The 18,607-nt window shown below is 64.6% G+C and carries 14 protein-coding genes, 1 tRNA gene and 1 other RNA gene; 4 read left to right on the forward strand and 12 right to left on the reverse strand.

From position 1 onward, the window contains the following. Positions 1-35: 35 nt before the first annotated feature. The 5 genes from RCH11_RS09000 to RCH11_RS09020 form a co-directional block, all read right to left on the reverse strand. Positions 36-1,088 (reverse strand): aspartate-semialdehyde dehydrogenase, encoded by a 1,053-nt coding sequence (locus RCH11_RS09000; RefSeq protein WP_327056660.1) that lies wholly within the window; start codon positions 1,086-1,088, stop codon positions 36-38. Continuing rightward, positions 1,085-2,350 (reverse strand): aspartate kinase, encoded by a 1,266-nt coding sequence (locus RCH11_RS09005; RefSeq protein WP_327056661.1) that lies wholly within the window; start codon positions 2,348-2,350, stop codon positions 1,085-1,087. The genes RCH11_RS09000 and RCH11_RS09005 overlap by 4 nt, the downstream gene beginning before the upstream one ends. A gap of 126 nt (positions 2,351-2,476) precedes the next feature. Further along, positions 2,477-2,827, reverse strand: coding sequence for a hypothetical protein (locus RCH11_RS09010; RefSeq protein WP_327056662.1), 351 nt, complete (start codon positions 2,825-2,827; stop codon positions 2,477-2,479). A gap of 173 nt (positions 2,828-3,000) precedes the next feature. Further along, positions 3,001-3,600, reverse strand: coding sequence for a recombination mediator RecR (recR, locus tag RCH11_RS09015; RefSeq protein WP_327056663.1), 600 nt, complete (start codon positions 3,598-3,600; stop codon positions 3,001-3,003). A 2-nt stretch (positions 3,601-3,602) separates the two neighbouring features. Beyond that, the gene (locus tag RCH11_RS09020) at positions 3,603-5,840 is read right to left on the reverse strand and encodes a DNA polymerase III subunit gamma and tau (protein WP_327056664.1); all 2,238 of its coding nucleotides are present in this window, start codon (positions 5,838-5,840) and stop codon (positions 3,603-3,605) included. Positions 5,841-6,024: 184 nt separating this feature from the next. Between RCH11_RS09020 and RCH11_RS09025 the strand changes: the two genes are divergently transcribed. Both RCH11_RS09025 and RCH11_RS09030 read left to right on the forward strand, forming a co-directional pair. Continuing rightward, positions 6,025-6,663, forward strand: coding sequence for an NAD(P)H-binding protein (locus RCH11_RS09025; RefSeq protein WP_327056665.1), 639 nt, complete (start codon positions 6,025-6,027; stop codon positions 6,661-6,663). 148 nt (positions 6,664-6,811) lie between these two features. After that, on the forward strand, positions 6,812-8,263 hold the full coding sequence (locus RCH11_RS09030; protein ID WP_327056666.1) for an HNH endonuclease signature motif containing protein: 1,452 nt from the start codon (positions 6,812-6,814) through the stop codon (positions 8,261-8,263). 108 nt (positions 8,264-8,371) lie between these two features. Here RCH11_RS09030 and RCH11_RS09035 read toward each other — a convergent pair whose 3' ends face one another. The 3 genes from RCH11_RS09035 to ffs form a co-directional block, all read right to left on the reverse strand. Continuing rightward, positions 8,372-9,496 (reverse strand): acetate/propionate family kinase, encoded by a 1,125-nt coding sequence (locus RCH11_RS09035; protein WP_327056667.1) that lies wholly within the window; start codon positions 9,494-9,496, stop codon positions 8,372-8,374. After that, positions 9,493-11,592 carry a phosphate acetyltransferase gene (gene pta, locus RCH11_RS09040; RefSeq protein ID WP_327056668.1) on the reverse strand — a complete coding sequence of 700 codons (2,100 nt, stop codon included), beginning with the start codon at positions 11,590-11,592 and terminating at the stop codon, positions 9,493-9,495. Before pta ends, RCH11_RS09035 begins: the two co-directional genes overlap by 4 nt. 110 nt (positions 11,593-11,702) lie before the next feature. Beyond that, an RNA gene (gene ffs, locus RCH11_RS09045) (signal recognition particle sRNA small type) lies at positions 11,703-11,799 on the reverse strand. Positions 11,800-11,888: 89 nt separating this feature from the next. Here ffs and RCH11_RS09050 point away from each other — a divergent pair. Further along, a tRNA-Ser gene (locus RCH11_RS09050) sits at positions 11,889-11,973 on the forward strand. Between the two features lie 117 nt (positions 11,974-12,090). Beyond that, positions 12,091-12,726, forward strand: coding sequence for a hypothetical protein (locus tag RCH11_RS09055; protein ID WP_327056669.1), 636 nt, complete (start codon positions 12,091-12,093; stop codon positions 12,724-12,726). A gap of 37 nt (positions 12,727-12,763) precedes the next feature. On the opposite strand, the gene RCH11_RS09060 is transcribed toward RCH11_RS09055, so the two are convergent. The 4 genes from RCH11_RS09060 to RCH11_RS09075 form a co-directional block, all read right to left on the reverse strand. After that, the gene (locus RCH11_RS09060; RefSeq protein ID WP_327056670.1) at positions 12,764-14,503 is read right to left on the reverse strand and encodes a helicase HerA-like domain-containing protein; all 1,740 of its coding nucleotides are present in this window, start codon (positions 14,501-14,503) and stop codon (positions 12,764-12,766) included. A gap of 199 nt (positions 14,504-14,702) precedes the next feature. Then, positions 14,703-15,980: a saccharopine dehydrogenase family protein gene (locus tag RCH11_RS09065; RefSeq protein WP_327056671.1), complete on the reverse strand. Its 1,278-nt coding sequence runs from the start codon at positions 15,978-15,980 to the stop codon at positions 14,703-14,705. Positions 15,981-15,989: 9 nt separating this feature from the next. Then, the gene (locus RCH11_RS09070; protein WP_327056672.1) at positions 15,990-16,718 is read right to left on the reverse strand and encodes a phosphatase PAP2 family protein; all 729 of its coding nucleotides are present in this window, start codon (positions 16,716-16,718) and stop codon (positions 15,990-15,992) included. 654 nt (positions 16,719-17,372) lie between these two features. Continuing rightward, positions 17,373-18,602, reverse strand: a complete 1,230-nt coding sequence (locus tag RCH11_RS09075; protein WP_327056673.1) for a multidrug effflux MFS transporter — start codon at positions 18,600-18,602, stop codon at positions 17,373-17,375. Positions 18,603-18,607: the final 5 nt, after the last annotated feature.

The following is an 18,607-nucleotide window of genomic DNA, read 5'->3' on the forward strand; positions in this document are numbered from 1 at the left end:
GGCATCCGGCTTCCGCACCCGGCACCGAGTGCGCTCTAGGCGACGGGAAGCTCTGCCGCGACGAGCTCGGCGATCTGCACGGCATTGAGCGCTGCGCCCTTGCGCAGGTTGTCGTTGCTGATGAATAGCGCGAGCCCACGATTGCCTGGAACGCCCTCGTCCTGGCGAATGCGCCCGACATAGGACGGGTCGGTGCCGGCCGCGGCGAGTGGCGTTGGAATGTCGGAGAGCTCGACGCCCGGAGCATCCGCCAGCAATTCCTTTGCGCGAGCGACCGTGAGCGGCTTGCTGAACTCTGCGTTGATGGAGAGCGAGTGGCCGGTGAAGACGGGCACGCGTACGCAGGTTCCGCTCACCAGCAGGTCCGGCAGCTCCAGAATTTTGCGACTCTCGTTACGTAGCTTCTTCTCTTCGTCGGTTTCGAAGAGGCCGTCGTCCACGAGACTGCCGGCGAAGGGGATCACGTCGAAAGCGATAGTCCTCGGGAAGGTCGTGGCCGGGGGGAACTCGATGGATGAGCCGTCATGAACGAGACTGCGCGGATCCTGCTCGATCGCCGCCTTCGCCTGCTCGTAGAGCTCCTCACCGCCGACCAGCCCGGCTCCGGATACGGCCTGGTAGGTGCTCACGATCAGTCGTTGGAGGCCAGCCTCGGCATCCAACACCTTCAGGATCGGCATGGCCGCCATTGTCGTGCAGTTCGGGTTGGCGATGATGCCCTTGCGCGCCTCGGCGATCGCGTGCGGGTTAACTTCGCTCACTACGAGCGGCACGTCGGGATCCATGCGAAATCCGGAGGAGTTGTCGATGACCGTGACGCCGGCCGCAGCGAACCGCGGAGCCTGCGCTTTCGACGTGCTGGCCCCGGCGGAGAAGATGGCGATATCGATACCGGTGGGGTCTGCGGTCGAGGCGTCTTCGACGACGATCTCTTCACCCTTCCAGGGCAGAGTACTTCCGGCAGAACGAGCCGATGCGAAGAAGCGGATGCGGAGCGCAGGGAAGTCGCGCTCCTCCAGCAGCCGACGAACCACGGCACCGACCTGACCGGTGGCGCCGACAACACCGATCGTCACTCCCGCGGTCATCGTCCGGTTCCCCCGTGCACCTTCGCGAGGTCCTCGGCATCGAGCCCGAAGGCGCTGTGCACCACCCGCACGGCCTCGTTGATGGTATCGGCACGCGTGACGACACTGATGCGGATCTCGCTGGTGGAGATCATCTCGATGTTGATTCCCGCCTCGAACAGGGCCGTGAACAACCGCGCCGAGACGCCCGCGTTGGTACGCATCCCGGCACCGACGAGCGCGAGTTTACCTATCTGGTCGTCGTACTGCAGCGAGTGGAAGCCGGTCTGGTCTTTGCTGTCTTCGAGGGCTTTCAGTACTCGCGCACCATCGGACTTGGGAAGGGTGAAGGAGATATCTGCGAGCCCGGTAGCTGCCGTGGAGACGTTCTGCACGATCATGTCGATGTTGGCATCGGTCGACGCCACAAGGGTGAAGATCTGCGCGGCCTTGCCGGGCACGTCGGGCACGCCGACGACAGTGATCTTCGCTTCGCTCAGGTCCACCGCAACTCCGGAGATGATTGACTCTTCCACGATTTCGCCTTCTTTCGGATTCACCACGAGAGTGCCCTCGTTGTTATTGAACGAGGAGCGCACATGAAGCGTAACCCCGTGTCGGCGGGCATATTCCACTGCACGAATATACAGAACCTTGGCCCCTGCGGCCGCGAGTTCGAGCATCTCTTCGCTGGTGATCCGGTCGATCTTGCGGGCGGCGGGCACGACCCGGGGATCCGCGGTGAAAATGCCGTCGACATCCGTGTAAATCTCGCAGACGTCCGCGTCGAGTGCGGCCGCAAGCGCGACTGCTGTCGTGTCGGACCCGCCGCGTCCGAGCGTCGTGATGTCGCCGGTCCCGCGATTGAAGCCCTGGAAACCGGCGACGATGGCGATGGCGCCGGCATCGAGGGCGGCGCGCACCCGGATGGGCGCGACCTCGACGATTCGAGCGCTGCCGTGCCTGGCATCCGTGCTCAGGCCGGCCTGGCTTCCGGTGTAAGAGCGAGCCTCCTGGCCCAGGCTCTTGATCGCCATGGCGAGCAGTGCCATCGAGATGCGCTCGCCCGCGGTGAGCAGCATGTCTAGCTCGCGACCGGTCGCTATCGGAGCAACCTGCTCGGCGAGATCCAGCAGCTCGTCTGTCGTGTCTCCCATTGCCGAGACCACGACGACGACCTCGTTGCCTGCCTTGCGAGTTTCAACGATGCGCTTAGCGACACGCTTGATGCTCTCCGCATCGGCGAGCGAAGAGCCGCCGTACTTCTGCACGATCAGGCCCACTGGGTTCTCCTGGAGTTCGGGAGGCCGATTTAGGCCGACTCCTATCCTAAATGTTGACTTCCCAAGAGATCGCTCTGTGACGTGCAGATCGAGAGAGCTCGCCAACCTCCTGTCGCGAGAGGATCCTCAGCGGGACATCTGGGTCATCGCGCGAATCCGGCGAAAGGGCGTGAGACGCGCGCGGAGTTTGCGCCACTCGCTCTTCTGAACCCTCTTGCCGCCGAGCCAATACTCGTGCACTCCGTTGCTGAAAATGACCGCCGGGCCGGAATCGCGGTGTTCGCGGTCGTGCTGGAGCCAGGTCTGCGCACCGGAGGGGTCGATGTGGGCCGGTCCATCCTCGCGATGGAGCGCCCCGCCCCGGAGATACGAGACAGACCCATTGGCAAACGTCACCAGCTGGTCGTATCCGCCGGAGGGATGGCGCTCGACGAGAGTCACCACACGATACTCGAGGGCTGCAGGCTGTGAAGTCATAGGCTCAGTCTGCTCGCGTTCCGATATACCGGCATCCCTCCAGTCATAGGGACAGACAGATGGGTATGGGGTACAAACCGGCGCTGGGGTGCTCGAAGAATCGCGGTGAATCGGAATCCACGGCACGCTTCTGTGGTGTCGGCCTCGATCTCGAGCTCGACGAGCCGCCAGCGCTAGTTCTCGACGAGCCGCCGGCCTTCGAAGGCGCGGCCAAGGGTGACTTCGTCGGCATACTCGAGATCGCCGCCAACGGGCAGCCCGGAGGCGAGCCTCGTGACACGCAGGTCCAGGTGCATCAACATGCGTGAGAGGTAGGTTGCCGTCGCTTCCCCCTCGAGATTCGGATCGGTCGCAATGATCACCTCGGTGACAACACCATCGGCGAGGCGCTGCATCAGTTGACGGATGCGCAGATCATCCGGTCCGATTCCGTCAATCGGGCTGATCGCGCCGCCGAGCACGTGATAGAGCCCCCTGAACTCGCGGGTGCGCTCGATTGCCACGACATCCTTCGCCTCCTCGACCACACAAATCGTGGCGGGAGATCGCCGTGGGTCGCGGCAGATGTTGCAGAGCTCCTGCTCGGTCACGTTGCCGCAGACGTCGCAAAAACGCACCTTCTCCTTCACCGTCATGAGCACCTCGGCAAGGCGGGTGACATCGAAAGTCTCGGTCTGGAGGATGTGGAACGCGATGCGCTGCGCAGACTTCGGACCTATTCCGGGCAGTCGCCCCAGTTCGTCGATCAGTTCCTGGACTATTCCGTCGTACACGCTTACTGCTCTCTCGGGGCGACCCGGGGGGCCACGGCCTGTTCTTCGATGAAGCTCGCACCGAGAATCTCGCGCACCACGGACTCGCCATAGCGCTGCTTGCCATCGGCCGTCGCGACCGGTGCCGGGCGCTTCGGTGCGGCTGGTTCGGCGGGGGCCGAAACGACGAGCTTCTCTACCTTCCTCGCCACCGGCTCGGGCATCCGCTTCGTCTCGGGCTCCGAATCGGTAATGACCGCTGTCTCCCAGGTGATGCCAGAGGGAACAGGAGGCTCGCTGTCGGGGCCGGAGGGCTCGGGCGGCTCTTCTAAAGGCGGCTCCTCTAGAGGCGGCTCCGCTGAAGTCGGCCTGTCTGAAGGCGGCTCCGCTGAAGCCGGCGGTTCGCTCGCTGGTGCGAGGACTGCGGATGTCTGGATCGGACGGAGCGGAACGACCGGCGCGTTCGCTCTCGCGAGTTCCGGACGCGCCGCCTCCGCCCGCGCGGTGAGGAGCGGACGGAAGCCGAGCACGTCGTAAACCGCTTGCTTGAGGAAGTCGGAGACTCCCTCCCCCGGTGTCGTGCGCTGCTTGAGGGCCTCGACATCCGTCTGGCTCACGAACGAGAGGTCGAGGATGTTCCCCTCGCGAAGCGCGAGCGGCGTGGCAGTGTAGATAACCATCCACGCAGTGCGCTTGGCCTTTTCTACCCGCTCGAGAATCTCGGGCCACGAATCCTTCACCTGTTGAAAGGTGGGGGCGGTGGGTTCGGTCGGCGGTTCGGCGGCAGCAGCGGGCTCAGGCGCACCAGCGGGCTCAGGCGCACCAGCGGGCTCGGAAGTACGCGTGGCCGCAGCGCCCGCACCGAAGCCATAGACCGGTCCGGGAGGGGCGGCGGAAGCGGGGTGGGCCGATACCGGAGCCGTGGCCGTGGCCGTGGCCGACTGTTGCCCTGCGGAAGCCGAAGGAACAGACTCGCCGGGAACGGACTCCTCCGAAGAAGTGAGGCGAACAGCGGGCGGTTGACGCTCCGCGGGCGGCTGAAGCTCGGCAGCCGACTCCCGGGGGACCTCTTCCCGGGGCGCCGCAGCCTCGGGACCGTCGACGCCGATCCGCCGCTCGAGACGCTCGACTCGGGCGAGTGCGCCACGGTTGGTCTCGTCGCTCGCAGGCACGAGCACCCGCGCGATCATGAGTTCGAGGTGAAGGCGGGGCGACGTAGCACCGGTCATTTCGGTGAGAGCCGCGTTCGCAACATCCGCCGCCCGTGAGAGCTCTGCGGTGCCGAATCGCGACGCCTGCTGAGCCATGCGGTCGAGTTCGTCGGGCTGGATGCCACGGAGAACTGCCGCTGCTCCCTCACCGGTGGCGCGGACGATGATGAGGTCCCGCAGCCGTTCGAGGAGATCCTCGACGAATCGACGCGGATCCTGCCCGGTCTGGATGACACGATCGATCGCGGCGAACGCGGCCGAGGCATCCCGGGCGCCAAGCGCATCCACCACTTCGCTGAGCAGGGCACCGTGCGTGTAGCCGAGCAGGGCGACCGCGCGCTCGTACTGCACTGACGACCCCTCGGATCCGGCGATGAGCTGGTCGAGCAGGGAGAGAGTATCGCGCACGGACCCGCCGCCGGCCCGTACCACGAGGGGAAGCACTCCGGCCTCGACATCCACCTTTTCGCTTACGCACAGGGACTGCACGTATTCGAGCATCTGGGCGGGTGGCACCAGGCGGAAGGGATAGTGATGTGTGCGCGACCGGATCGTGCCGATGACCTTCTCCGGCTCGGTCGTTGCGAAGATGAACTTCACGTGCTCCGGCGGTTCCTCGACGATCTTGAGCAGCGCGTTGAAGCCCTGCGGGGTCACCATGTGCGCCTCATCGAGGATGAAGATCTTGTATCGATCCCTCGCCGGGGCAAACACGGCCCGCTCGCGCAGGTCCCGCGCGTCGTCGACACCGTTGTGGCTCGCGGCATCGATCTCCACGACATCCATCGATCCGCCACCATCGCGGCTCAGCTCGACGCAACTCGGGCAGACACCGCAGGGGGTATCCGTGGGTCCCTCGGCGCAGTTGAGGCACCGGGCGAGGATGCGGGCCGACGTGGTCTTGCCGCAGCCACGGGGGCCGCTGAAGAGATAGGCGTGATTGACGCGGTCGTTTCTCAGTGCCGTTCGCAGCGGATCGGTCACCTGCGACTGCCCGATCAATTCGGCAAAAGTCTCTGGCCGATAACGGCGATACAGGGCGGTGACCACCCGCCAAGACTACCGGCAGCCACCGACGCGGCCTTCGGGGTTCGCCGCGGGCTTCGGTGTTCGCCGCGGGCGAGAGGCCTTCCGCCGTCCGTGCATCAGCTGTGCACGGCGAGGTGTGGCACTGGTGCTTTCCGGGACCAGTGTGACGATTCGCCAGGCAGCCGCGCGGGCGTAGGTTGAATCCATGAGAATCGTTATTGCCGGAGGCCATGGAAAAATTGCTCAGCTGCTTGCCCGACAGCTGGCTGCGGCCGGTCACGAACCGATTGGGCTGATCCGCGATCCGAAGCATGCCGACGACCTGCTCGCCGCGGGTTCAACCCCGGTGGTGCTCGACCTCGAGCAGTCGACGGTGCAGGACGTTGCGGACGTGCTCGTCGGTGCCGACGCCGCCGTGTTCGCCGCGGGAGCCGGCGAGGGCAGCGGCAACGACCGCAAGTTATCCGTCGACCGGGACGGCGCCATCCTGCTTGCCGATGCCGCCCTCAAGGCCGGGGTTACCCGGTTCATCGTGATCTCGAGCGTGGGAGCGGATTCGTACGACGCGGCATCCGACGATCCGTTCCAGGTCTATCTGCGCGCGAAGGGCGAGGCGGATGCCGCGGTGCGCGAGCGGGACCTCGATTGGACGATCGTGCGCCCGGTGACCCTCACGGACGAGCCAGGGACGGGACGAATTTCGCTGGGAAGCCGTGGTGGCTCGATCCCGCGGGCTGATGTGGCGAGTGTTGTTGTGGAGTTGTTGGGCGGAGCGGGAGTGCGGAGCGTGTTTGAGGTGTCGGCCGGGGAACAGGAAGTGGCCGAGGTGTTGGCGGCGTTGTAGGTCGGTCCTTCTCTTCGCGCCTGTCGTCTCCTTCTTCGCGCGTCTCGTCCTGTCCTGTCCTGTCCTCCACAGGGCGTATCCGCGCGACCTATCCACAGATTTGGTGAGAGTTATTCAGATATAGCTTCGAATCTACGAAAATATGGTCATGTCCAATTTCGCAGATAGCTTCGACACAGCGGTTGATGCCGTCTTGTCTGCGGCGTGCGCGATGCCGACCGATCCGGCCGCCGTTGGAACTCTCGCCGACTACGAATTGCTACGTGAGCAGCGCAAACTCGGGGAGATTCGCCGTGCCATCGACGCGTGTGCGGCCCTGATCGCCGGGGAAGTCGGGCATCGCTCCCGACCGGACCTCGGATATGGCGGGCTCGCCCAGCGCGAGGGATTTCGCACACCGGAGGCACTGGTTCAGCACCAAACCCAGTCCACAAACCGCGAGGCGTCGACACTCGTGCAGGTGGGCGCCATCGTGCGCGAGGCAATGATCCCGGCGGCCGTGCTCGCCGCGGATGGAACGACCATTCGTGAGCCCTGGCTCGCGGATGTCGGGGCGGCCGTCAGCGCGGGCACACTCTCGATCGAGGCGGCACGCGCGATTCGCACCGGGCTCGGCGTTCCGACACCGGATGCCGCGGGACCCGGCATCTCTGCGGGTGACCTGTCTCGCGCGGCGACACTCCTGTTGCATGAAGCCACCTCGCTCAATGCCGACCAGCTCCACCGCCGGGCCCGAGAGCTGCGCGACGACCTCGACGAGGCCGGCATCGCGGATCGCGAGCGGGCCATCCATGAGCAGCGCTCGGTGCGACTTACAACGCAACCGAACGGGCTTCCCCGGATCACGATCGTGCCCGACATCGAGTCGGGAGCGTTCTGGAAAGATGTCGTCGACATACTCACCTCGCCACGACGGGGAGGTCCGCGATTCGTGAACGAATCGGACAAGATCTGGGCTGACTCAATCGCCACCGATGGTCGCAGCACTGAGCAGTATTTGCATGATTCCCTGACCGAACTTCTGAGACTGGCGGTCGGCGCCGGCACAGTTCAGACTCGGGCGATGGTCGGTTCACGCCAACCTTCGGTTCGCGTGCTGGTGACCGCGGACACACTCGATTCCCGCACTGGTCACGGACGGGTCGAGGGGTGCGACTTTCCGATCTCACTCGAGTCGGTCGAACGAATTGCCTGCGAATCGGGAATCCAGCTCATCACCTTCTCACCGGATGGGCGGCCACTAGATGTCGGGCGCGAGCAGCGGCTATATAACTCCCGCCAGCGAAAGGCCCTCGCGGCACGGGACGGCGGGTGCATGTGGGGCGATTGCGACCGTCCGCCGGGTTGGTGCGAGGCGCACCACATCCTTCATTGGGCTCGAGACGGCGGCAAGACGAATATCGATGACGGAATCCTCTTCTGCCGCTATCACCATCTGCTTCTGCACAACAATCACTGGGAAATAGTGCGGACAGGTGTCGACTACTGGCTCATTCCGCCGGCCGACGTCGATCCGACACAGGCACCGCGGCTCATGCCGTCGAAAAGTGCCGCGCTGCGCGACCTGCTACGGCAGAACGCGGCGCGCGAGAGCGCATGAGCGGGAGCACGAGCACGAGCCTGAGCCTGAGCCTGAGCCTGAGAGGAGCGGAGATGCTGATGGAGCAGGGTTCTGCACACGGAGTTCTTCAGCCGAACTTGCTCGCCGCTAGGAGACCAACGCGTGCGCCTGGCGGGCGATCTCGAGCTCCTCATTGGTGGGGATCACGAGCACCGCCACCGGGGAACCCTCGGGTGAGATGAAGCGAGCCTTCTTCGAAACCAACTCGTTGCGGTCATGGTCGATCGAGATACCGAGAAACTCAAGGCCGGCGAGGGTGCGGCGGCGAAGAAGCACGTTGTTCTCTCCCACCCCCGCGGTGAATACGAGCGCGTCGAGTCCGCCGAGGTGCGCGATATACGCCCCGATATACCTCCGTACTCGATGGCGATAGACGGCGAGCGCCGCTTCGGCTTTCGCGTCACCTCTCGACGCGGCATCCTGCACATCGCGCATGTCCCCGTTACCGGTGAGCCCGAGAAGACCGCTGTGACGGTTGAGCAGTGTGTCGAGTTCGTCGAAGTCGAGACCGGCCTGGCGGTGCAGGTGAATGAGCACTGCCGGGTCGACATCGCCCGAACGGGTGCCCATGACGAGACCCTCAAGCGGTGTCATCCCCATGCTCGTCTCGACCGAGACCCCCCCATCGATTGCGGCGACGGACGCACCGTTACCGAGGTGCAACACGATCGTCTTGAGTTGGGCGAGTGGCCGGTGGAGGAAGATCGCCGCCTGCTCAGAGACGTACTTGTGCGAGGTGCCGTGGAAGCCGTAGCGGCGCACCTGATGCTTCGCAGCGAGCTCCGCGTCGATCGCGTAGGTATACGCGGCCGAGGGAAGGGTCTGGTGAAAGGCCGTGTCGAACACGGCCACCTGCGGCACGTCAGGCAACGCCTTTTTTGCAGCGCGAATGCCCTGAAGGTTTGCTGGATTGTGGAGGGGAGCGAGGGCAGAGAGTTCGTGAATCTGCGACTCGACCTCGTCGGTGACGAGGGTGGCGCTGTCAAAGAGCGACCCACCGTGAACCACGCGATGCCCGACCGCGATGATGTTCTGCAGCGACCCCACCTTGTCAAGAAGTTGACGCATGCCAGTTTCGTGGTCCGGAGTAGCCGAACCGGGTTCGCCGATGCGTTCGATGAGGCCGCTAAGTGCGACCTCCTCGGTCTCGACGTCGATCAGCTGATACTTGATCGAGGAGGAGCCGGAGTTCACGACGAAGATCTGGTTCATGACGTCTGCGCTCGAAGAGTTTGCGCCTGGATCGCCGTGATCGCGACGGTGTTCACGATGTCCTGCACCAGGGCACCCCGTGACAGGTCGTTGATCGGTTTTCGCAGGCCCTGCAGCACCGGCCCGATCGCGACGGCACCGGCGCTGCGCTGTACGGCCTTATAGGTGTTGTTACCCGTGTTGAGATCGGGGAAGATGAACACCGTCGCCCTCCCCGCGACCTGCGAGTCCGGCATCTTGGACTTGCCGACCGCGGCATCCACGGCGGCATCGTATTGGATCGGCCCCTCCACGAGCAGGTCCGGTCGGCGAGTGCGCACGAGCGCCGTCGCGGCGCGAACCTTGTCGACATCCGCCCCCGCACCGGAGGCACCGGTCGAATAGGAGAGCATGGCGATGCGCGGATCGATCTGAAACTGAATGGCGGTGTTCGCCGACGAGATCGCGATGTCAGCGAGTTGCTCGGCGTTCGGGTCGGGATTGACGGCGCAGTCGCCATAAACGAGCACACGATCCTCAAGGCACATGAGGAAGACGCTTGAGACGACCGAGACGCCGGGGTTGGTCTTGATTATCTCGAACCCGGGACGGATGGTGTGCGCTGTGGTGTGCGCTGCGCCCGAGACCATGCCGTCAGCCAATCCGAGGTGCACCATCATTGTGCCGAAGTACGAGACATCGGTAACGGTGTCGCGTGCCTCCTCGAGGTGCATACCCTTGTGCGCGCGCAACCGGGTGTATTCCTCAGCAAACCGCTCGCGAAGCTGAGGATCGAAGGGGCTCAGGAGGGCAGCCCCGGAGATGTCGAGACCGAGCTCGGTGGCGCGCGCGCGAATGTCGACTTCGTCGCCAAGGATCGTGAGCTGGGCGACCCCGCGACGCAGCAGAGTGGACGCGGCGCGCAGGATGCGGTCGTCCGTTCCTTCCGGCAAAACAATGTGCTGGGGATTGGATCGTGCCCGGTCGAGCAGGTCGTATTCGAACATGAGCGGGGTGACCACATCGGAGCGGCTCACATCGAGAAGGCGCAACAGCACATCCGCGTCGACGTGCTGCTCGAACAGGGCGAGGGCGGTGTCGTACTTGCGTTGCGAATCGGCGGCGAGCCGCCCTCGAGTCTGCGTGATACGGCGGGCAGTGTCATACGTGCCAAGGCCGGTTCTGATGATCGGGATCGTGGTGTCAAGGCCGTCGATAAGGAGCGCGATCTGCGGCAGGAGTTCGAATCCGCCGTTCAGGATGATCGCGGCAACCGACGGGAACGTCTCGGCCGCATTCGCCATCAGCACGCCGAGCAACACATCGGATCGATCCCCGGGCACGATGACGACTCCGCCCTCGATGAGTCGTGTCAAGACGTTCTCCATCGACATCGCCGCGACGACGACTCCGAGGGATTCCCGACTGAGTAGAGTCGCGTCACCAGCGATCAACACGCCGTCGACGGCCTCCATGAGCGAGGTGATGCTCGGCGCAATGAGGAAGCGGTCTTCGGGGATCGCCCACACCGGCAGGCGATTACTTTCCTTCTCCACTGCAGTAATGATCTGGTCGAGCGTGCCAGGATCGGCGCGATTCACGACGATGCCGAGCACCTGGGCGTGAGCGCTGTCCAGCTCCTGTTTCGCAACGACGAACCCTTGCCGCATGTCATCCGGCGTGCGGCTGCCCGGGGCGTCGAGCTGTTGTCCGCCAAGCACGAGTAGCACCGGGGCGCCGAGGTTGGCGGCAATTCGCGCATTGAATCCGAGTTCGGTCGGGCTGCCGACATCCGTGTAGTCCGATCCCAGAATGACGACCGCGTCACACTGCCGCTCAACAGCCTTGAATCGCGACACGATCTCGCTGAGCGCAGCCTCCGGATCGGCGTGCACGTCGTCGTAACTCACACCGACACACTCGTCATAGTCAAGATCGACCCCGACGTGTGCGAGGAGCATCTCGAGCACATAGTCGTGCTCGACGCCCGACCGTGCAACGGGGCGGAACACCCCAACCCGCTCAGTCTCATGGCTGAGAGTGTCGAGCATGCCGAGGGCGACCGTCGACTTGCCGGCATGCCCCTCGATGGAGGTGATATAGATGCTGCGGGTCACGAACCCAGCCTAGGCTCCGGATGTTTCCGGCGGCCTGTGTTCCCGTGTCGCCCGGCAGAAAGTTCTCGGAGCGAACGTGACTTATCCGAGTTGTAACTGCCGGCCCGAGAACCAAAAACTCCTCGCGCACCCGCCAGAGCCCGGTTACCCTTGCTACGTTTCCGTCCTGGGGGAGTTGGCCTGGGTGGCGCCACGCGAGGAGCCGGGTTTAGTTTAGCCGGTGAATTTTCTGGCCGTCTTCGACCGATCCCACCTTCGGGTACGATATGGCGAGGCCTGAAGTGTAGGCCGGCCAAGGAGAATTCGCCTAGTGGCCTATGGCGCACGCTTGGAAAGCGTGTTGGGTGCAAGCCCTCGGGGGTTCGAATCCCCCATTCTCCGCGCAGGATCTGTCATATCGCCCGACGGGAATCGGGTGAGAGCAGCGCTACTAGGAGCGCTGGAATCGACACGATCATGCCATCGCGCCGATGATCGGCGGTTTCGGGGAGATCTCTCATGGCGGTTGCGAGCGAAGGGCATGCTAACGGCGTGTGGCTGCGCCCGCGGCGCGGGTTGCTCTGGAGCGGCGTCCTCGTGCTGATCATCGTGCCTCTGCCGATAGTGGCGACGCTGGTAACGCTGGGTGTGCCCGACGGATCCTGGCCGTTTGCGCTCATCGGTGGAGCGATCAGCATCCTCGTGTTCTTTGTCGGGCTGCACTTGTTTCGCACCACGTACGTGGTGATCTCGTCCACCCAAATTACCGAGCGTGGATTTTTCAGCCGCCCGGCCAGCACGCCGATTTCGGCGGTGAGTTCCGTGGTGCTTACGCACACCTTCAGCACCTCGTCGAGCGAAACGCTCCCCCAACTGATCGTTCGCAATGACCGCAGCGAAAGAATTCTGCGAATGCGAGGTATCTTCTGGACAGAGGAGACGATGCGCGCCGCCGCCGCCGCCATCGGTTCCCCGCTCGAGGAGCCGGTGGATGCCCTGACCCCTCGACAGTTTTTCGAGCAGTATTCCGGCAGCGCCTACTGGTTTGAAAACCGACGTGGACTCGGAGTCACCATCGTCGTAGTGATCGGCCTCGCCTGCATTGGGCTCGTACTCGGACTAATGAGGCTCCTCGGCCTGCCCGTGGCCGGCTAGAAAGACTCACGTCGCTCGCCGCGCACGACGCGGAGTCCTAGCGTCGCCGTAGTGTGCCGAAGATGCCTCTCACGACGGCACTCATCACGGATTTCCCGGCGGATGACCCCAGAAAATCGGTGATCGGGTTCTGCTCGGCTCGCGCGCTTGGCGCTCGGCGAGTGGACCCGCTCGAGGAGCGCGGCTGCGACTTCTTGGCCGCGCGCAGCATCCGCTCGTAGTCAGCCTGCTGGTGGGAGGCCGCCGCCACCTGCTCTGCGCGAGTAGCCGCGGCGGCCGCACTCGCCGCCGCCGTCTCGAGCTTGCGGCCGAGCATCTCTGTAGCCGATTCCTTGTCAATGACTGTGCCGTACTTTGGCAGCAGATCGGATGACGCTATCGTCGCCTCGACCAGCTCCGGGGTGCTCGGCGACATGCAGCCCTGGGGGGCGCGGAGCCGCGTCCAGGCCACGGGAGTCGGTGCGCCCGTCTCACCCATCACTGTGACGATGGCTTCGCCGATGGCGAGTGTCGTGAGTACGCTGCCGAGGTCGTAGTCGGACTTCGGGTAGGTGGACACAGTTGCCTTGAGCGCCTTCGCGTCGTCGGGGGTGAAGGCCCGCAACTGGTGCTGGATGCGCGAGCCGAGTTGGGCAAGCACGTCACCTGGCACGTCTTTGGGCGTCTGAGTCACGAAGATGATCCCGACTCCCTTCGAGCGAATGAGACGCACCGTCTGCGTGATCGAGTCGAGGAAGTCCTTCGACGCGTTCTTGAATAGCAGGTGTGCCTCATCGAAGAAGAACACCAGTTTCGGCTTGTCGAGGTCACCGACCTCCGGAAGGTCGTTGAAGAGGTCGGCGAGCAGCCACATGAGAAAGGTGGAGTAGAGCTCGGGCTTGTCCTGTACGCCTGGCACTTCGAGCAGGCTGATCATGCCGCGGCCATCCGGGTGGATGCGCAGGAAATCAGCGGTGTCGATCTCGGGCTCACCGAAAAACACATCGGCGCCTTGATCGGCGAACGTGATCAGCTCGCGCAGGATCACCCCCACTGTGGCACTCGAAAGTCCGCCGAGGCCGGTGAGCTCCCCCTTACCCTCGGCGCTCGTGAGGTAGCTGAGCACGGTGCGCAGGTCGGAGAGGTCAACGAGCGGGAGTCCGGCCTTGGCCGCGTAGTGGAATACGAGTCCGAGCGAGGACTCCTGCGTGCCATTGAGGCCGAGAACTTTTGACAGCAAGAGCGGGCCGAAACCCGACACGGTCGCCCGCACCGGCACACCCCGGCCCACCCCGCCGAGCGCGAAGTACTCCGTGGGGAAAGACGCGCCGGTCCAGTGCTGACCGATGCGATCGGTGCGTTCGCTGAGCTTGGCGTTTTCGATGCCCGCCGTTACCACGCCGGAGAGGTCACCCTTGATATCGGCCGCGAAAACCGGCACGCCGCAGGCAGAAAGTTGCTCTGCAAGCACCTGAAGCGTGCGGGTCTTGCCTGTTCCCGTGGCGCCGGCGACCAGGCCATGCCGGTTGAGCATGGCGATCGGGATGCGCACCTGCACTCCGGGCTGGGCGTCACCGTTGACGAGCGCCCCGATTTCGAGCACGGTTCCGCCGAAATCGTAGCCGGAGCGAATCACCTCGACGGCGTCGGCGTCGAGGGGGGCAGCTTGTGAACTCCGGGCGGTCGAGGTCCTCGAACCCGGCACCGAAGCCAGCGCAGCCTTCTCTGCCGCGAGAGCCGCTTCGGCATCCGCCAGGGCCTTCTTAGCAGCTTCGACGAGGGCAGCGGCATCCGACATATCGCCAGCCTAGTTTCACTTCAGAGCTCGCCAGCACCTCGACCGGTCGGCGCGCGCTGCGCCTACCTTCCAGCGCACGCTGTTCCCCGCACCCTGGAACCGGGCATCCATTCCGGCGACCAAACGAGGTCTCGAAAGGGCGCACTGGCGGAACTGCAAAGCGATCGAGTTCGACCACCAGAATTGTCCGCGTCGGTCTTTACGAAACGGGCGTGCGATCCTCGAGGCCCCACGACTGGCCGTAGCCGCCATCGGCTTCGGGGCGGGCCATCAGATCGAGGAACAGCTGCGCGTCGAACGCTTCCGGACCCAGCACGCCGGTGCCAGCCCAGACGCCCGTCGAGAGCAGTTCGAGTGCGATCACCGGATTGAGGGCGGTCTGCCAGACCACGCACTGCGCCTCGTACTCGGCCATCGTCCACTCGTTGTCGGCCACGTGATAGAGATAGACCGCTTTCGGCGTGCCGTCCAGCCCGAGCCCGGTCACCCAGAGCCCCGCGCAGGTCTTGCCGCTCATCCGCGGTCCGAGTGTTGCAGGATCCGGAAGCCCCGCCGCGACCACATCGCGAGGCGCCACCTCTACCGGACCGTTCGCGGACCGCACCCGCACGGGCACGGTCTTGTCAAGTCCGAGCTGATGGAGCGTCTTGAGGATGCCGATGAACTCGTTTCCAAGGCCGTACTTGAAGGTTGCGCGCTTGGCATCCACCCAGCGCGGCATCAGCAGTACCTCTTCGTGCTCGACGTTGACGCATTCGACCGGGCCAATACCGCCGGGGAAGTCGAAGACCTCTGGCTCGCTGAACGGCTCCGTCGTGTACCAACCGCGGTCCTTCTCCCAGATCACCGGCGGGTTGAGGCACTCCTCGATGGTGGTCCAGATACTGAACGACGGCGCGAAAATCTCATTGCCGAGATCATCGCGCACCACGAGGTTCGCGCCATCGCGCACGCCGAGCTCGTCGATCTCGCTGAACAGATTGTCGGCGGCATAGCGGGCGAACACATCGCTCAGCCCGGGCTCGACGCCCATTCCCACAAGTGCGAGGCGGCCGGCCGTCTCCCAGTCGGGTGCCTGGGCGAATTGGTCGTCGCCGAGCTTCACCCCGGTCTCCGAATAGGGATCGGACGGATGCGGCTCCGACAGGCTCATCGCCATGTCGAGGTAGTCCGCTCCGGCGGCGAGCGCGCCGGCGAAGATCGTTGGCACAAACTTGGGCTCGACGGCGTTCATCACATGGGTGACGCCGTGGGCTTTCGCGACGGCGGTCACGTCATCCGGATCGGAGGCGTCGATTCGCGCCGCGATGAACCGTGACCCCTGTTCACCGTGCTTCGCTTCGATCCAGGCGATCGTCGCCTCGGCCCGTGCGAGATCGTAGTCGCACACGACCATGGTCTCGAAGAAGGTGCGACGGGCGGCGATCTTGGCAATCGCATTGCCGACGCCGCCGGCGCCGACCAGGAGGATTCTCATGGTCCAAAGCTAGCGGTTGATGGGGTGCCCAGCCTCGTGCGGTCGCACAGAACCCCTGTGTCTCTCCCGTTCCGTCATTACGCGATGAGCGAGCGGCGCCCACACGATTACCGCCACCACACTGCCGAGTACGAGTCCACCAATCGTGTCACTCAGCCAGTGGGCGCCGAGATAGGTGCGGCTGAGCAGCATGATGATCGTGTAGAGCACCCCGGCGGCCCAGACCCAGACCCGACGGAGCACCAGGGACAGCACGACCGCCATCGTGGCGGCGTTTGCCGTGTGCCCGGACGGGAACGAGCCAGGGTCCGAGGCGACCAGGATGTCGTGCGGGCGCGGCCGCTCATAGAGATTTTTGAGCAGCTGCACGAGACCCGCACTCACGATCGTGGCGATTGCGAAGTACAGGGCCGCCCACTTCATCCGCAACACCAGAAGGATCAGGATGATCGCGAGGGGCACGACGAAGGTACCGATGATGCCACCGCCGATGTTGTTCATCAGCAGTGCCGGGACGTTCCAGAACGCAGACCTGTGCTCCACAAGCTCCCCGAGGAAGGCGAGGTCGAAGGAGAATGGAAGGTTGTTTTCCCGGTAGGCGATGATCGCCCCGAGCGCAGCGACCAGCAAGATGCCCATCCCGCCGCTCACCAGCGGCCAGCGTCGACTGATGCGGGCAGCTTGCCGTGCGGCGGGCGAGCTCGCGTCGTTGTTCTTCTTCAGTGGGTGCGCGGTCACGCGCCAACAGTACCCAGAGTCGTTCGGTGCGGAATGTGCGGCCCAGTGTTTGCACAGGCCAGCCCCGCCGTCGAGGCCGTTCGCGGTTGGGTACGGCGGGCCGCGAGTTGTCGGCGGCGTTTCTCAGGGAGTCGCCGACCGACCGTCTTACGTCGTCGTCGTCGGCGTCGGCGTCGGCGTCGGGGTCGGCGTTCCGCTGTCGCCCTCGGCGTCGGCCCTCCGCGCGCACCCTCGGGCCTCCACGCGGGAGGGAGTTTCGGCCGATCCGCACCCGATGGAGGGAGATTTCCGCTGAAGTTGCAGTTTTCCCTCCTTCGGCGTCGGCAGGTCAAGGCCACCGCTGGCGGAGTCAGGTCCGCGGTGCCGCGGTCGAAGGCGCCGGCGTCGGCGGTTCAAGGCCACCACTGAAGGAGTCAGGGCGGCGGTGTCGACAGTATGCCGCCAAGATTCAGCCCATGAAGACACCCGACCCAGCGTGGTCGATAGCCCTCCTTGGCCGACGCAGCCAAAGACACCAGACATCGTGCATCGTGCATCGCACATCGTGAATCGTGCTCGACATCTCTCAGCCCGCCCAGCCCCGCCAGACCGAGGAAGAATGCGCCGCCTGACGCGAGAGTACAAGGGTGTCGGATCCATACCCCAACACCGGGATCAGTGTCCGAGTGCGGGTACCGTGCGAGGCCGAACCACGAACCACAGCGCGAACACCGACACGGTGGCCGTGGCCGCCATCACGGTGCCCATTGGTACCGCGTTATGGATACCGAACAGGCCGACGATCGGCGAGATGAGGCCGGCGAGGCCGAAGTTCACGGCGCCGAGAACGGATGCAGCGGTCCCGGCCTCGCCGGCATGGTTCACCAGTCCGAGCACCTGTACGAGTGGAAAGCCGAAGCCGCAGGCCGCGATAAAGAACCAGAGCGGAATCAGGATGCCGAGAAGGCCCACATGTAAGGCGTCGAGCAACACGATAGTGAGCGACGAGACGAGCAGCACCGCGGTCGAGCACGCGAGGATCCATTGCGGCCCGATCCGGCGGGCGAGTCTCGAACTCACCTGCACCCCGGCGACGACACCGAGCGAATTGATGGCGAAGAGCAGTCCGAACTCCTGGGCGTTGAGTCCGTAGACCTCCTGAAAGAGGAACGACGATGACGACAGGTAGGCGAATAATCCGGAGAAACTCATCGCTCCGATGATGGACACCCCCACGAAGATACGGTCCCTGAAGATTGCTCCGTACCGTTCGCGAGCGGTGCTGTGCCCCGAATCGGCGCGGCGGGCCGGGGGGCGCGTTTCCACGATGAAAAACACCGCGGCGAGCACTACAAGCACCCCGTAGACAGTAAGGAACACGAAGATTCCGCGCCAGTCAACGAATCTCAGAAGTTGGGAGCCGATGACGGGCGCGAGGATGGGGGCGAGACCACTCACGAGCGCGAGTCTCGACAGCATCCGCACCAGGGGAACTCCACCGAAAAGATCGCGCACAAGGGCCATCGCAACGACTCCCCCGGCCGCGGCACCCATTCCCTGCATCACTCGGAAGAGACCGAGCCAGACGACATCCGGTGACAGCACGACCCCGAGGCTCGCGACCACATGCACGGAGCTCGCAACGATGAGCGGGATACGCCGTCCCACCTTGTCACTCCACGGACCGACCAACAGCTGGCCGACACCGAACCCGATGGTCGTGGCGGTGAGAGTGAGCTGGATGATCGCCGGGGTCACCCCCAGATCCCGCTGCAGCGCCGGGAACGCCGGCAAATAGAGGTCAATCGTGAACGGGCCGAGAGCCGTAAGCGCACCAAGCACGAGCACGTAGACGAGGCGCTGGCGCCGGGAAAGCGAGTCTCCAGGGTGGAGTGTCGTGGTCACTGAGG

It is taken from the genome of Glaciihabitans sp. GrIS 2.15, assembly GCF_035984695.1.
Lineage (GTDB): Bacteria > Actinomycetota > Actinomycetes > Actinomycetales > Microbacteriaceae > Lacisediminihabitans.

What these genes read in the sequence shown, in the direction of transcription:
- RCH11_RS09000 (WP_327056660.1), bottom strand. Translation starts at nt 1,088, where the DNA reads ATGACCGCGGGAGTGACGATCGGTGTTGTCGGCGCCACCGGTCAGGTC.
- RCH11_RS09010 (WP_327056662.1), bottom strand. Translation starts at nt 2,827, where the DNA reads ATGACTTCACAGCCTGCAGCCCTCGAGTATCGTGTGGTGACTCTCGTC.
- RCH11_RS09025 (WP_327056665.1), top strand. Translation starts at nt 6,025, where the DNA reads ATGAGAATCGTTATTGCCGGAGGCCATGGAAAAATTGCTCAGCTGCTT.
- RCH11_RS09030 (WP_327056666.1), top strand. Translation starts at nt 6,812, where the DNA reads ATGTCCAATTTCGCAGATAGCTTCGACACAGCGGTTGATGCCGTCTTG.
- RCH11_RS09035 (WP_327056667.1), bottom strand. Translation starts at nt 9,496, where the DNA reads ATGAACCAGATCTTCGTCGTGAACTCCGGCTCCTCCTCGATCAAGTAT.
- RCH11_RS09055 (WP_327056669.1), top strand. Translation starts at nt 12,091, where the DNA reads ATGGCGGTTGCGAGCGAAGGGCATGCTAACGGCGTGTGGCTGCGCCCG.
- RCH11_RS09060 (WP_327056670.1), bottom strand. Translation starts at nt 14,503, where the DNA reads ATGTCGGATGCCGCTGCCCTCGTCGAAGCTGCTAAGAAGGCCCTGGCG.
- RCH11_RS09065 (WP_327056671.1), bottom strand. Translation starts at nt 15,980, where the DNA reads ATGAGAATCCTCCTGGTCGGCGCCGGCGGCGTCGGCAATGCGATTGCC.